Genomic DNA, 13469 nt, shown 5'->3' with positions numbered 1-13469 from the left:
ATCAGGGGGCCGGCGACTCGATGGGGCGGCCGCGCTGGTCCAGAACACTGATGGCCGTCGGCCCACCGAGTTCCAGCACGCGGCGGATGTCGTCGGTGCGATCGCCGTCGTCGAGATGCACCACGATGCGGGCAGGGGCATCCGGGTCGGCGGCGAAGGTCTCACGCCACGCCGTCGAGGCGGCGGAGCGGGCGAAGAGACTGTAGAAGGCGCCGACCGCGGCCCCGAAGGCGGCGAGGCCCACGAGGGTGGCCGACCACACCGTTGCTCCGGAAGTGTCCGATGTCGCCGAGACGACGCCGCCCACGATGACACCGAGTATCAGCCCGGCCAGAACCCCGCCGAGCACTCCGACACCGAGGCGTCGGGCAGTCAGGCCGAGGAAGCGGCGATCGGCGCGACCCATGGGCGGGGCACCCGAGACGAAGGACGCCTGCCCGCCGTCGAGGCCGTCGCGTTCGAGTGCGGCGAGCACCTCGCGGGCACGGTCGGGGTGTGGGTACACGGCCACGACGTTGGTCTCGCGGAACGGCTGGAGCTCCACGGCGACCGGGGGCTCGGGGGCGTGGTGGGGGTTTCGGGTGGTGTTCGTCATGTCACGTCGAGGGTTACCCGCACCGGGACGGAGCGAAACTTCCAGGAGCCCGACCGTGCTGGCCTGGGCGGGTCAGCTCGACGGGAGCGAGGTGATCTTCCCGCAGGGGAGCTCGTCGCCGACGGCACGCCACGTTGCGAGATACGAGCCGAAGCGGGCCGTGAAGGCCTGCGTGTCCTCTGCGAGTAGTCGCGCTCCGAGACGGCGGGAGCGCCGGAGGAGGTCGGCGCGCTGATGGGCCAGGACGAGATCGAGTTCGGACCGTTCGGAAGCCGTTGCGAAACCCTCGCCGCCGGCGTGCAGCCACGCGGAGAGGACGGCGAGGTCGTGGTCGTCACCGAGGGCATCGGAGAGGGCCTTCAGACCGTCCCCCATGGGGGTGAGCACGCTCGGCGCCGCCATCTCGAGGAGCCGTACCTCGTACCAGAGGTACTTGACGCGCTTGCGCCAGTCGTGGAGAGCGTCGTCGTCGGGTGACGTGGCGGAGCGTTTCAACGCCCGGCGCGACCGGGCGTAGGTCGCGCCCACACCCGCTGCAATCGCATCCAGGTCGTCGCCGAGATCCCAGCTCCCGGCGATCAGGCGGCCCGCACGCAGCTGGCGCCGGGCGACGTCGAGACGTTCGTCGCCGGCGGAGAGGGACGCCGACACCTCTTCGGAGCGACGTTCGAGCTCAGCGCGCACCGAGGGGAAGCCCCCGGGTGCATGGTGACGGTTGGCCTCGACCAGGTGGTCGAACGTCTCGAGGACGGCGTGCGCGTCGCGTATCGCGGACAGGCCCCGGGAGAGATCTCTGAAGTGGACGTTGAGGCGGCTGAACCCCCCGCCGAGCGAGGGCCGCACCAGACGGGCCAGGCCGCGCAGCTTCTTGCAGCGCTTGCGGACGTCGTGGACCGACTCGACGATGCCGAGATGGTCGAGGTCGTCGAGGGTCGCGAGAGCTCCCTGTATCTGTTCGTCCGCGATGCGGCGGGCTGCGTCGTCGACGCGCTCGCCGGTCTCGAACCGGTAACTCACGGGAGAATCCTTCCCATACCGCCAGGTCGATGTGTGCGGGGCCCCTCGCCCGACGAGAAGACCATCGGCAGGTCCCGTTCGGATTCCAGCGTCGGGGAGCTCCGGCCGGTCGCGAATCTACCGCGACATCACCGCGACCTCGGTGTCGGGGCCGCACGACCGGTAGGCGCGGCCGGTGGTCACAGGCTCAGGTGGCGGTGGCCGCCGGTGGCGCCAGGCGATGGATCAGCGATGCGCACGCCGTCGCAGCGACCGCCGCCGACACGACGACCGGCCCGTACTCCGGATCAGACGCGCCCACGAGCCGAGCCGACGCGACGGCCGTCCACCCGAGGGCTGCCACGGCGATGCACGTCTCGACCACGGTGAGACCCCGTCCCGCCGGGCCCCGTGGCGTCGTGCGCAGGGTTGCTCCCACGAGCGCGCCATGGGCGACGAGCCCTGCTGCGATGAAGCCGACCACGACCGGCGTGCCGCCCACCCAGAGGAGGACGACCGTGAGGACCGCGGCGAGGATCACCTCGGCGGCCGCGCCGAGGGCGGCGAGTCCTCCGCACAGGTGACCGACCGTGTCACGCAGGTGGAGCTTCGCCACGCGGGCCAGGTCGCCGGGCACGGAGCGCCAGAGGTGCCACGCGGACCCGCCGAAGCGCACGAGGTCCTCCGCGAGTGCCAACTGGTCGGCCTCGTGGCGCGCGCGGTGCGTGGGCGGTGCCAGGCGCCAGACCTGCCTGTAGATCGCCAGGTGCCGGCGCACGCGACGGGTCGGCATCTCAGGTGGTCCAGGCGACGTTGTTGGAACGGGCGTAGGCGACGATGCGGTCCAGGCGTGCGAGTTCTTCGGCCAGCACGGCACGGCCCTGCGTTGTGATGCGGTAGTAGCGGCGCCGGGCGTCGTCGAGTTCGGGGCTCGGGCGCTCGTCGGTCTCGATGATGAGGCCGAGGTCGATGAGTCGACCGAGTGCCGCGTACAGAGAACCGGGACCGAGGCCGGCCCGCCCACCGGTGAGTTCGTCGGCTTCGGCCATGATCCCGTAGCCGTGGCTGTCACCGGCTGCGAGGACGACCAACACGTGCAGGTGGGATCGTGGAACCGTCACGGCAACAATATAGCGGTATCCGATATAACGATCAACGCGTGTCGACTGGTGTCACACGACGCTGGCAGGATCATGCCATGAACGCAGCGACCCACACCGATCGCCCTTCTGAGGGCTTCGCCGGCTTCCGTGCCGGCCTCGGGATCGTCGACGAGCTCCCTGGCTGGACCCGGGAGGAGTACCACGACCGCAAGCCACGCGTGGCCAGCGAATTGATCGAACCGGCAAGAGCGCTCGTTGGCGACATCGGCGACCGGCTTCGATCCTCGGTCGACGACGGCCTGGTCTGGGAGACGAAGGTCGGCGGGTCCATCTCGCCGCTGAACCGGGATCTGCGCTTCGCCCGCGACACATCGACTCTCTACAAGGATCACCTGCTGCTCACCTGGTGGGGCGGGACCGACAGGCGACGCACCCCGACACTCTGGTTACGGCTCACCGCGGAGGACGTCGGCTTCTCCAGCGGGCTCTCATTCGACGGCCCGGTGAGGCAGCGGTGGCGCGACGCCGTCGCCGGTGCGCCCGGGGCCGAACTCGAGGCGGTCATCGCCACGCTCGCATCGGCCACGGGTGCCGAGGTCCACGGGCAGGAACTCAAGCGGGTCCCGGCCCCCTGGGGAGCCGACCACCCCCGGGCGGACCTCCTGCGCCACAAGGGATTCTGGGTCCGGTGGTCCGAACCGATCCCCGCCGCCGCACGCAACGCCCGCTTCGTGACCTGGGCGGCGCGGAGGCTGGAGCAGTGCGGGCCCGTGCACCGCTGGCTACAGGAGAACCTCACATGAGTGACCGCACCGCATCCGAGGAGCTGTTCTGGGACCTCGCGGAGCAGGTGAGCGCTCGCTGTCCGACGCACTGGCCCGCGGTACCAGGTGAGGTGCCGGCGTCACGTCGAAGTACCGGAGGCGGTGTCGGCATGGCACCATTGGACCAGCTACCCAGGGGGAACAAGATGGCGCGTATCCCGATGCTGTCGGCATCAGAGCTCGACCCGGAACTGGCGGAGATGGTCGACGCCGACCACCGCACACCACTCGAACTCGGCAACATGCGGATCTACGGCCATCGACCCGAGCTGGCCAAGGCGTACGCGCAGTTCGCCGGGGCGATGAAGACACCCGGCCTGCTCCCCCGACGCCTACTCGAGCTGGTCCGACTCCGGATCGCCTTCCACAACCAGTGCCGCAGCTGCATGGCGATCCGCTATGCGGACGCGGTCAACGACGGGGTCACCGAGGACCTCGTCTGCCAGCTGCAGGCACCGGATGAGGCGACCGACCTCACAGACGCCGAGCGCGCCGCGCTGCGATTCGCGGACCTCATGGCCGCCGACCACTGGTCCATCGACGACGACACCTTCGTCATGCTGCGCGAGCACTTCTCCGACGCGGAGGTCGTGGAACTCGGGATGACCATCGCCCTCTGCGTGGGATTCGGGCGACTGTCCATGGCCTGGGACATGGTCGACGAACTGCCGGACCGGTTCCGGGACGGAGCGACGGGCACGGTCACCCCGTGGGGATCAGACGCCATCGTCGTGAGCTGACCGCTCTACGTCGGACGCATTCGCAAATTCGGTTGTCGGCGCAAATGTGAGACGGTAGCGTTTCGTTCGATACGAAACGGTCCCGTTTCACAGTTGCACGTCCGACAACCCGGAGATGACGTCGAGATGGCACCCCCCGTCGCCGCCGACCCCAGCCGCCCACTGCACGAAGACCCTGAGATCCACGCCCGGCGCTGGATCCTGCTGGGCGTGATGTGCCTCAGCCTCGTGATGGTCGTCATGTCCGTCTCGGGACTCAACGTCGCCATCCCCAACATGCAACGCGAACTCGGGGCGACGGCCACCGAACTGCAGTGGATCATCGACGCCTACGCCATCGTCTTCGCCGGGCTCCTGTTGACGGCGGGAGCTCTGGGTGACCGCTTCGGTCGCAAGGGTGCGCTGCTGGTAGGCCTTGTCATCTTCGCGCTCGGCTCGGCGATCAGCGGCCTCGCCGATGAACCCGTCCAGGTGATCATCGGGCGCGGCGTGAGCGGCATCGGTGCGGCCTTCGTCATGCCGGCCACCCTCTCGCTGATCTCCGCGGTGTTCCCCCCCAACGAACGGGCCAAGGCCATCGCCCTCTGGGCCGGCTTCGCCGGGGCCGGCGGAGCCATCGGACCGATCATCAGCGGCGCGCTGCTGGAGGGCTTCTGGTGGGGATCGGCTCTGCTCGTCAACATCCCCGTCGTGGCACTCACGATCGCAGCCGTGGCCGTGTACTCACCCCGCTCACGCGACGACGACGCAACCCCGCTCGATCCGGTCGGCGCAGTCCTGTCACTCGTCGGCCTGGCGGCACTGCTGTTCGGCATCATCGAAGGTCCTGAGCGCGGCTGGGGTGACGGCCTCGTCCTCGCCGGCTTCGTCGTCGCCATCGTGACGCTGACCGGCTTCGTCGTCTGGCAGGCCCGGACCCGGTTCCCGATGCTGCCCCTGCAGTTCTTCAAGGACGGTCGGTTCACCATGGGATCCGTCGTGATCACGGTGGCGTTCTTCTCGATGTTCGGGTTCTTCTTCCTCTTCACCCAGTTCCTCCAGTTCGGACGGGGCTACTCCCCCCTCGACGCCGGCCTCGCAACCCTCCCGTTCGCGCTGGCCATGGTGGTCTTCGCGCCCCGCAGCGCGGGCTGGGCAGAGAGGTTCGGACGGACTCCCGTACTGACAGCGGGCTTCGCGGCGACCGCGGCCGGCTTCGCCATCCTCGCGGTGGCGAACCTGGGCACCTCGTATCTGATCCTGACCATCTCGCTCATCCTGCTCGGCGCAGGAATGGCTCTGACCGCCGCCCCGTCGACCGGAGCCATCATGGACTCGGTCCCGATGTCCAAGGCCGGCGTGGGGTCGGCCATCAACGACACGACCCGGGAGCTCGGCGGCGCCCTGGGCATCGCAGTTCTCGGATCCATCGCGACCTCCGCCTACCGCAACGAGATCTCGCTGGACGGCCTCGGGCTCGACGCCGAGTCCGCCGAACTCGCCTCTGAGTCCGTCGGACAGGCCCAGGGCGTGGTCGCCACGGCTGGCGCCTCAGGCGCCGAGGTGGCGTCCCGCGCCGCCGACGCGTTCGGCGGGGCATACAACACGGTCATGTTCGTCGCGACGATCATCGCCGGCCTGTGCGGCGTCGGCGTGGCGATCTTCGGGCGTCGGGCCGAAGCCGCGGTGACCGACAACGCCCTGTCGGCGTCGGAACGTGCCGTGCTCGCCGACAACGCCCGCAAGGTGGCGGCGGAAGGTCCGTCATGACAGCCGATCCCTCGGCCACCGCGGTGGACCCGCGGGTCGAGAGATCCCGCCAGGTCATCCTCGAAGCGACCCTCGCGCTGCTGGGCGAAGTCGGCTACGGCGCTCTCGCCGTGGAGGCGATCGCGGCGCGCGCCGGTGTCGGCAAGTCGACGATCTACCGACACTGGTGCGGCAAGCTCGACCTCGTCGAGGACGCCCTGGCGACGCTGAAGTCCACGGTGCTCGTCCCCGAGACGGGGGCCTTCCGCGAGCGCCTCGCCGGCTACCTCGTGGAGATCACCCGGGCCGTCAACGACTCGACGTGGTCGTCGTGCCTGCCGGCGATGATCGACGCCGCCGAACGAGACGGCGACGTCCGCGAGATGCACCGCGCCTACACCTGCGGTCGACGAGGCGTCCTCGAGGACTTCCTGAACGAGGGCGTGGCCTCGGGCGACCTTCCAGAGGGGACCGACGTCCGCATCCTGGCCGAGGCGCTGATCGGGCCGATCCTCGCCCGACGGCTCCTGCTCCACGAGGCCTATCCCGTCGACGAGGTCGGCCGCATCGTCGACCAGCTGATCGGCAGCGATGACTGATCGACCGTCATGATCCTCGCGGACTTCACCTTCGACTCGACGGCAGGCCGCTGGGCGATCACCGGCGCCGTCGTCCTCGGAGCCGTGCTCGTCGCGTGGACGGTGGGCCGTGTCGTCGCGACCACCGTCGACGATCCCACCCAGCGCTACAACGCCCGGCGCCTGGTCCGAGGTGCGATGTGGATCACCGTCGCCGTCGCCCTGGTATTCGTCTGGAAGCCGCTCGACGGGAACCTCGCCCCCGCTCTCGGTCTCGCCACCGCCGGACTGGCCTTCGCCATGCAGGAGGTGATCGGCGCGATCGCGGGCTGGTTCAACATCACGTTCGGCCGCGTCTTCCGAGTGGGCGACCGCATAGAGATGGACGGCGTGAGCGGAGACGTCATAGACATCTCACTTCTCAAGACACGGATGATGGAGATCGGATCGGCGGGCGGTGGCTCCTGGGTCCAGGGTCGGCAGTTCACCGGCCGCGTCGTCTCGATATCGAACAAGGCGACGTTCACGTCGCCGGTCTTCAACTACAGCAGCTACTTCGAATACATCTGGGAGGAACTGAGCGTCGCCGTACCCCACCACGGTGACTGGTCGACCGCCGTCGTCATCCTCGAGGAGGAGGCGAACCGGCTCTCCGATTCGGCAGGCGCCCGTGAGGCGATGCGCGAGGTGCGGTCACGTTTCCCCGTGCCGGCGACCGAGGTCGAGCCGAGGGTGTTCGTGTCGGCCGACGAGGACTACATGCGTCTCGCCGCACGTTTCGTGGTCCCGACCCGCAGCGCCCGCTCGGTGATCGACGAGATCACGCGGTCGGTGCACACCCGGCTCGAAGACGCGGGGGTGGAGGTCGTTTCGACCGACGTCGTCCAGCAGGCGCAGGAGACCTGGGAACCCGTGCGCGCCCGGCCCGAGGCTCACGACGAGGCTGGGCCCGGTTAGGAAGTGGCCGGATACTGGGGTACGCCCTCGCCACCGCTGGGGATGTCCGAATCCGGCCCCACGAGACCGTCGGGGTCCTCGGTGACGGGCTCGTCACGCTCCACGTCGGTCGGGTCGGGTGCGTCCGTCTTGTCGTCGAAGTCGCCTTCGTCGAGCTGACCCTCCTCGAGCAGGGTCACGTCGGTGGCGACGACGACGACATCGGCGCTGTAATCGGGCAGCACGGGAACCGAAGTCACTTCGCCGACCGTGCCGATGATCCGGACCAGATCCCCCGCGTCCGCACCATCGAGGTCTTCCACACCGGTGACGAAGAGTGGCTCGGCGCGGGAGTCGGCCCCGCTCACGTAGAACGAGAACGAGGGTGAGTTGGAACCTTCGATCGCTGAGATGATGAACGATTCGATCTCGACGGGCGACCCGACGGCGATCTCGCCCGCGACGATCTCGTCGACCGTGCCACCTCGAGCTGCGATGTCATCGCTACCGCACGCGGCGGCGAGCAACACGACAGCGGCGAGCGCCGCCACCAGGCCACTGAGACGAGACCCGAGCGCTGCGGGCTGTCGACTGACAACTGCCCGGTTGGGCCTCCTGGTGTCCGATCGCCGGTTCTTCGAGCTCATGGTTCTCCGGGGGTCGATGGGATCTGTGTCCGGTCAATCCGATACCCCGAGCCTCGATCGCCGAAACACATTCCCAGGTTCGGCAGCTCCTGATGAGACAGCTCTCGAACGTCGGAACCGCTGATCAGAGGCGATCAGACGGAGAGGGCGCCACTCTGAGCGGGCACTTCAACGCCCAGTGAGCCTGACGAGCTCCTACTGCGGACTGCTTGGGCCTGTGATCGTGCCGCGGTCGGGTCGGTTCGTGAAGTACCAACCTGTCGCTGCCCCGTCGCACGTCAGAATGAGGTCCCTCTGTCACTGCGAGGCGGCCCGCGCCTGCCGCTTGTGCCGATACATGGACTGATCGGCCTTCCGCAGCAGATCGCCCGGCGTGTCCCCCGCCTTGGAGTCCGCGACGCCCACGCTGACCCGCACCTGAATCGGGCCTGCCGTGGTGGAAACGGCCGAGGCGAACTCGGAGACGACTCGGGCGCGGAGGGCACTGTGTCCGGAATCGGCCGAGCAGACGAGAGCGAACTCGTCGCCGCCGAGCCGCGCGACCACGTCGTCGGGTCGCACCGACGCGCGGAGACGTCGCGCCACCGCGGTCAGCACTTCATCCCCCACGGCGTGCCCGTAGCTGTCGTTGATCGACTTGAAGTGGTCGACGTCGACCATCATCACAACGATGCCCTCCGGAGCGTTCCACATGTCCTCGAGTCGCTCGAAAAGGGCACGCCGATTGGCGAGGCCGGTGAGCGGGTCCTGGTGGGCCTCGAGGGTCAGGATCCGCTCGACGAGGTGGTGCTGGGTCACGTCGGTGAAGGTAACGACCGTAGAGGCGGCCACTCCATCCACGCCGGGCACGCACGTGGCGCTCACCGTGAACCACCTCACCTGGCCATCGGTCGTCAAGCCATGCTCGCCCGACCAGCGCTCCGGGGAGTCAGCGGGCAGCTGGTCGGCTGCCGCAGCGTCTTCTTGACGTCGCCCTCCCCGGTCGAGGAACGAGTCGGCCAGTGACGCAGCATCCGCGCCGACGAGGGAACCGCCGGCGGCGTCGAACAGCGCCACGGCAGCGTCGTTGCCACCGGTCACCTTCCCGGAGGAGTCGATCGCCACCACTGCGGTTGGCAGTGCATCAAGCGTGCTCGCGAGCCCATCCCGGTCGTCCTCTATCCGGGCCAGTCGCTCCCGGTGCTCGGTGACGTCGAAGCACACACCGATGTAGCCTGCGAAGGCACCATCGGGCAGCGCCCAGGGCGCCCCGATGTCGAGAATCCAGCGGTCGACGCCGTCGTGGCGTTGCAGGCGGTACTCCATCTCGAAGCGCTCCTGCCGTGCGAACGCATCGAGGTAGACCGACATGCAGTACTGCTTGTCGTCGGGATGGACCCCCTCGAACCAGCCCTCGCCGCGTTCCAACTCTTCGCTCCGGCCGCGGAAGGCCAGCCAGGTCGCGTTGAAGTGCGTGCAGGCGCCTGTCGTGTCCGAGGCCCAGAGCAGTGCGGGTTGGGCATCCGCCATCGCCTTGTACATGGCCACGAGGTACGACTCGTCGTATTCCAAAGGCACGTTCATGGATTCCGACCCATCGTCGTCGGTGGATGAGGGGATCTGTGCCGCCACAAGAACCATCGGCCTTCTCGGGACTCCCTGCGAGAGCCGAAGGTCCCGCGCAAGGGCCGTCCGCTCGAACCTCCGACTTGTTCCTGAGAGGCCGATCGGCACGGGCTGCCGGTCGTGGCCTCCGGTTCTCCTCTCAGGGGTTGGCTCGCCGATCTCCCTGCCGGCTTCGGCTGGCTCCCGGGGTCGTTCAGTCGCAGGTCGTCGTGCAGCGGACGTAGGTCCCCCGGGACGCGACGACCATCAGCCTCGTGCGGACCTCGCGCAGACGAAAGGGAGCCGTCGGGACTTGAACCTCAGCCACTGCAGGAGAGCTCCGGTCAACCCGACTCGCCGAAGTGACGCCGGGCGCCCACAATCGGGGGATGGCCGATGCGACGACATCAGAGATCTCCTTCGTAGGGGCGACCGGCGCCCACCTCAGCGGCGTGCTCCACCTGCCAGAAGATCCGACCGGGTCGGTGCTCCTGGCGCACTGCTTCACGTGCTCCAAGGACCTGCATACGATGACCCGGCTCGCCGATTCGCTCGCCGATCGCGGCTACGCGGTCCTGCGTTTCGATTTCACCGGTCTCGGTGACTCCGGCGGCGAGTTCACCGCCTCGACCGTGTCGGCCAACATCGGGGACCTCACCCGGGCCACCGTCGCCCTCCTCGAACGTGGCTACGGACCGTGCGGGCTCGTCGGCCACAGCCTCGGCGGCGCCGCGGTACTCCTGGCAGCGCACCGACTCAAGACGGTGCGTTCGATCGTGACGATCGGCGCGCCGGCCAGCCCGGGCCACGTGCGGGGCCTCTTCGCTGACTCCACCGACGAGATACGCGCGAGCGGAGAAGCTGTCATCACCGTGGCCGGGCGTGACTTCCCCATCTCCGCCGACTTCCTCGAGGACCTCGACCGCCACGACCAGGCCGACGCCACCGCGGAACTGGGGCGGCCGCTGCTCGTCGTCCATGCGACCGACGACGAGGTGGTCCCGATCAGCGAGGGCGAGAAGATCTTCGCCGCCGCTGACCAACCCAAGGCGTTCTGGGCGATGCCGGGCGCCGATCACCTCCTCACCCGACGTGAAGACGCCGACCGCGCCGCACAGGTGGTCGGGTCGTGGTTGGATTGGACCCGATGAGACCCCGCCGCCGCTCAGCCGCCCGCCTGCTCGCCGCCCTCCTGACCCTCACCCTGCTCGCCGCCGCCTGCGGCGACGACGACGATGAATCCGGCACCGACGGGGACGGGTCCGCCGAAGGCGGCGACAACGCGGAGATATTCGACTTCGCCGAGGTGCAGGCGAGCGACTTCGTGTTCGAGGCCGACCCCGCCGACCCGACCCGGGGCATCTTCCGGGTCACCACCACAGAGCCGATGATCTGCGCCATCGTCTGGGGTGAGGACGGAACGTTCGGGCGGTTCAACAACAGCCTCGCGATGAACGGGACCGGGATCATCGAACACGACGTATTCCTACCGGACCTCGTCCAGGGCGAGCCCTACGCCTTCCGCGTCCAGGGGACCACAGCCGACGGGCGTCAGTTCCGCTCCGACACCCTCGAGTTCACGATTCCCGTCACGGAGCCGGTCGAGGGTGGCGCCTCGGCCGACGAGCTCGGCCTCGGCCAGAACCTCACCCCCGCCGCGACGGTGAGCGACTTCAGCTCGGAGTTCTCCGCCGCGTTCGCGGCGACCAACGCCATCGACGGTGATCCCGGCACGGAGTGGTCCACCCGCGGCGACGGCGACGAGGGATTCATCACCGTGGACCTCGGCGGCGCCACCGAGATCGGCGGCGTGTCGTTCGTCACCCGCTCGATGGCGGACGGATCGGCGATCACCGACACGTTCACGGTCACCGTCGACGGCGGCGAGACCTTCGGGCCCTTCCCGGCCGGATCACCCGCCGACGAACGCATCGCGCAGTTCACCGCGACGGGTTCGGAGCTGCGCTTCGACGTGGAGACGTCCACCGGCGGCAACGTCGGGGCGATCGACATCGCCGTCTACGAGAGCGGTTGACCGGCCGCTGCCGGCCCCGACTCGTCACACCGCCGCAGAACCGCGAGCCGGCTGAGCGGATCAGGTCCCCCCGTCGAGCAGACCCCGCCGGTTCGCCAGCTGGATCGCGAGCCCCGGACGGGCATTGACCTCGAGCACCACCGGTCCGAGCCGATCGTCGATCGCGACGTCTATACCGGCGTAGCCCAACTCCGACGCGATCGCCGCCCGAACCGCCACCTCCACCACCAGCTGCCAATCGCCGATCACGCGCCCCCCGAGCTCGACGCCGGAGTCGGGGTGGGCCGTCACGACCCGCCCGCCGTGGACCGCTCCGGCCGTGCGTCCCGACGACACGTCGACACCTACGCCCACCGCCCCCTGATGCAGATTCGCGCGACCACCCGACTGGGCAGTCGGCAGGCGCAGCATCGCCTGGCGGGCCCTTCCTTCCACGACGAGCACGCGCACGTCGGCCAGGCCGTGTCCCCCGGCTCCCGGGATCACCTGCGACGACGACAACAGCATCTCGACGAAGGCACCGCCACGGCCGTCCCGGTCGAGCAGGCCCAGCGCGTGGCGCCGCAGCGCACCATCGTCGACGACGCGCCCACCGCGGCGCCCTCCATCGTCTCCGGGTTTCACCACGAGGATCCCGGCTCCACGCGCGCCCCTGACGGGCTTCAGAACGAACCCCTCCGGCAACGCCGACCAGTCGAGGCTGCGGACGTCCCGGCGATCCCGGATCGCGGCGAGGGTCGCCGCGACGCGAACCCCGGCGGCCGCCATCGCCGCCTTCGTCACGAGCTTGTCGTCCGCCCTCCGAATCGCCGCGGGCGGGTTCAGGACACGGACCAGGTCCAGATTCCGACGATTCAGGCCGAGGACCGTTCCCACGCCCCGCCGGTGCAGGCGACTCATCGGATCTCCCGGAATCGCACGAGCTCGACCGCCCGCAGGCCCGTGTAGCCACCGAGGGCGACACACACCGGGACGGCGAGAAGGGTGAGGTCCGGAGCCCGGTCGAGTACCCCCGAGACCGAGCCGACCAGCGCGGCGAGCAGGATCGCTCCGGCGACCGTGCCCAGGGCCAGCCGCGCGACCTCGTCGGAGCCGGTCTCCTCGGCCACGGCCGCGAGCCGCTCGGCGAACCCTGCGAGCACGACGAAGGGGAAGACACCCACCCCCAGTTCCACACCCACCGACGCCGCGGCGGCAGCCGCTGCCACGAACGCACACGCGACGGCGGCGACGACCAAACCGAGCCGGGCCGACGCGACGAGGCGGCGCCGCGCGAGCAGACGATTCGTCGCCACCCCCACGATGGTGCCCACGACCACCACCGTGACGCCCGTCACGATCCCCACCTCGACCACGACCAGTGCCAGCAGCAGAGGGGCGAAGACCCCGAGCATCGGCACGCCGAGGAGGAGGCGCAACACCAGCAGGCCGGCGACAGCGACGGGAACCCGGACGAGGGTGGCCGCCGCCTCGACTTCGTCCACCGCCTCGAGATGGCCGGTGAGTCCGCCGATGGGTCGGGTGAGCCACACGCCGGCGGCGACCAGCGCGCCGACCGCCCAGGAACGGACCGGACGCGTCGGCCTCGCGTCGTCGGTCGTCCGGTCCAGGGTCGTGGGATCGGTCTGCATTCGGAACCTCCAGGTCGTCGTGGGGACGACTTCCATGAGAGACCCCGGAGATGTGACCCGCCTGGGACAGGA

The 13469-nt window shown here is 69.4% G+C and carries 15 protein-coding genes; 7 read left to right on the top strand and 8 right to left on the bottom strand.

Annotated features, from left to right (window positions below; genetic code table 11):
* Nucleotide 1: 1 nt before the first annotated feature.
* The 4 genes from RIE08_12140 to RIE08_12125 form a co-directional block, all read right to left on the bottom strand.
* Nucleotides 2–595, bottom strand: coding sequence for a hypothetical protein (locus tag RIE08_12140; protein ID MEQ8718350.1), 594 nt, complete (start codon nucleotides 593–595; stop codon nucleotides 2–4).
* Nucleotides 596–667: 72 nt separating this feature from the next.
* A complete protein-coding gene (locus RIE08_12135) occupies nucleotides 668–1612 on the bottom strand; it encodes a CHAD domain-containing protein (GenBank protein MEQ8718349.1) in 945 nt (314 codons plus the stop codon).
* 187 nt (nucleotides 1613–1799) lie between these two features.
* A complete protein-coding gene (locus RIE08_12130; protein ID MEQ8718348.1) occupies nucleotides 1800–2384 on the bottom strand; it encodes a hypothetical protein in 585 nt (194 codons plus the stop codon).
* 1 nt (nucleotide 2385) lies between these two features.
* Nucleotides 2386–2712: a PadR family transcriptional regulator gene (locus tag RIE08_12125; GenBank protein MEQ8718347.1), complete on the bottom strand. Its 327-nt coding sequence runs from the start codon at nucleotides 2710–2712 to the stop codon at nucleotides 2386–2388.
* Between the two features lie 77 nt (nucleotides 2713–2789).
* Between RIE08_12125 and RIE08_12120 the strand changes: the two genes are divergently transcribed.
* From RIE08_12120 to RIE08_12100, 5 genes are all read left to right on the top strand, one after another.
* Nucleotides 2790–3497, top strand: coding sequence for a DUF2461 family protein (locus RIE08_12120; GenBank protein ID MEQ8718346.1), 708 nt, complete (start codon nucleotides 2790–2792; stop codon nucleotides 3495–3497).
* On the top strand, nucleotides 3494–4258 hold the full coding sequence (locus tag RIE08_12115) for a carboxymuconolactone decarboxylase family protein (GenBank protein MEQ8718345.1): 765 nt from the start codon (nucleotides 3494–3496) through the stop codon (nucleotides 4256–4258). Before RIE08_12120 ends, RIE08_12115 begins: the two co-directional genes overlap by 4 nt.
* A gap of 126 nt (nucleotides 4259–4384) precedes the next feature.
* Entirely contained in the window at nucleotides 4385–6007 is a 1623-nt protein-coding gene (locus RIE08_12110) for an MFS transporter (protein ID MEQ8718344.1), read from the top strand.
* Entirely contained in the window at nucleotides 6004–6585 is a 582-nt protein-coding gene (locus RIE08_12105) for a TetR/AcrR family transcriptional regulator (protein ID MEQ8718343.1), read from the top strand. The genes RIE08_12110 and RIE08_12105 overlap by 4 nt, the downstream gene beginning before the upstream one ends.
* A gap of 9 nt (nucleotides 6586–6594) precedes the next feature.
* A complete protein-coding gene (locus tag RIE08_12100) occupies nucleotides 6595–7521 on the top strand; it encodes a mechanosensitive ion channel (protein ID MEQ8718342.1) in 927 nt (308 codons plus the stop codon).
* Here the strand turns inward: RIE08_12100 and RIE08_12095 are convergent.
* Nucleotides 7518–8147, bottom strand: coding sequence for a hypothetical protein (locus RIE08_12095; protein ID MEQ8718341.1), 630 nt, complete (start codon nucleotides 8145–8147; stop codon nucleotides 7518–7520). The genes RIE08_12100 and RIE08_12095 overlap by 4 nt on opposite strands.
* Nucleotides 8148–8444: 297 nt before the next feature.
* The gene (locus tag RIE08_12090; GenBank protein MEQ8718340.1) at nucleotides 8445–9710 is read right to left on the bottom strand and encodes a diguanylate cyclase; all 1266 of its coding nucleotides are present in this window, start codon (nucleotides 9708–9710) and stop codon (nucleotides 8445–8447) included.
* 410 nt (nucleotides 9711–10120) lie between these two features.
* Here RIE08_12090 and RIE08_12085 point away from each other — a divergent pair, with 410 nt between their 5' ends.
* Together RIE08_12085 and RIE08_12080 are read left to right on the top strand one after the other, a co-directional pair.
* On the top strand, nucleotides 10121–10882 hold the full coding sequence (locus RIE08_12085) for an alpha/beta hydrolase (protein ID MEQ8718339.1): 762 nt from the start codon (nucleotides 10121–10123) through the stop codon (nucleotides 10880–10882).
* On the top strand, nucleotides 10879–11766 hold the full coding sequence (locus RIE08_12080; GenBank protein ID MEQ8718338.1) for a discoidin domain-containing protein: 888 nt from the start codon (nucleotides 10879–10881) through the stop codon (nucleotides 11764–11766). Before RIE08_12085 ends, RIE08_12080 begins: the two co-directional genes overlap by 4 nt.
* A 60-nt stretch (nucleotides 11767–11826) precedes the next feature.
* Here RIE08_12080 and RIE08_12075 read toward each other — a convergent pair whose 3' ends face one another.
* A complete protein-coding gene (locus RIE08_12075) occupies nucleotides 11827–12666 on the bottom strand; it encodes a sugar-transfer associated ATP-grasp domain-containing protein (GenBank protein ID MEQ8718337.1) in 840 nt (279 codons plus the stop codon).
* Complete coding sequence (locus RIE08_12070; GenBank protein ID MEQ8718336.1) at nucleotides 12663–13397, bottom strand: 7TM domain-containing protein; 735 nt, start codon at nucleotides 13395–13397, stop codon at nucleotides 12663–12665. The genes RIE08_12075 and RIE08_12070 overlap by 4 nt, the downstream gene beginning before the upstream one ends.
* Nucleotides 13398–13469 lie beyond the last annotated feature (72 nt).

The organism is Acidimicrobiales bacterium (assembly GCA_040219085.1).
GTDB lineage: Bacteria > Actinomycetota > Acidimicrobiia > Acidimicrobiales > JAVJTC01 > JAVJTC01.
This window is presented reverse-complemented; position numbering and strand designations above follow the sequence as displayed.

What these genes read in the sequence shown, in the direction of transcription:
- RIE08_12080 (MEQ8718338.1), top strand. Translation starts at nt 10,879, where the DNA reads ATGAGACCCCGCCGCCGCTCAGCCGCCCGCCTGCTCGCCGCCCTCCTG.
- RIE08_12120 (MEQ8718346.1), top strand. Translation starts at nt 2,790, where the DNA reads ATGAACGCAGCGACCCACACCGATCGCCCTTCTGAGGGCTTCGCCGGC.
- RIE08_12115 (MEQ8718345.1), top strand. Translation starts at nt 3,494, where the DNA reads ATGAGTGACCGCACCGCATCCGAGGAGCTGTTCTGGGACCTCGCGGAG.
- RIE08_12070 (MEQ8718336.1), bottom strand. Translation starts at nt 13,397, where the DNA reads ATGCAGACCGATCCCACGACCCTGGACCGGACGACCGACGACGCGAGG.
- RIE08_12140 (MEQ8718350.1), bottom strand. Translation starts at nt 595, where the DNA reads ATGACGAACACCACCCGAAACCCCCACCACGCCCCCGAGCCCCCGGTC.
- RIE08_12100 (MEQ8718342.1), top strand. Translation starts at nt 6,595, where the DNA reads ATGATCCTCGCGGACTTCACCTTCGACTCGACGGCAGGCCGCTGGGCG.
- RIE08_12105 (MEQ8718343.1), top strand. Translation starts at nt 6,004, where the DNA reads ATGACAGCCGATCCCTCGGCCACCGCGGTGGACCCGCGGGTCGAGAGA.
- RIE08_12095 (MEQ8718341.1), bottom strand. Translation starts at nt 8,147, where the DNA reads ATGAGCTCGAAGAACCGGCGATCGGACACCAGGAGGCCCAACCGGGCA.
- RIE08_12075 (MEQ8718337.1), bottom strand. Translation starts at nt 12,666, where the DNA reads ATGAGTCGCCTGCACCGGCGGGGCGTGGGAACGGTCCTCGGCCTGAAT.
- RIE08_12085 (MEQ8718339.1), top strand. Translation starts at nt 10,121, where the DNA reads ATGGCCGATGCGACGACATCAGAGATCTCCTTCGTAGGGGCGACCGGC.
- RIE08_12090 (MEQ8718340.1), bottom strand. Translation starts at nt 9,710, where the DNA reads ATGAACGTGCCTTTGGAATACGACGAGTCGTACCTCGTGGCCATGTAC.
- RIE08_12130 (MEQ8718348.1), bottom strand. Translation starts at nt 2,384, where the DNA reads ATGCCGACCCGTCGCGTGCGCCGGCACCTGGCGATCTACAGGCAGGTC.
- RIE08_12110 (MEQ8718344.1), top strand. Translation starts at nt 4,385, where the DNA reads ATGGCACCCCCCGTCGCCGCCGACCCCAGCCGCCCACTGCACGAAGAC.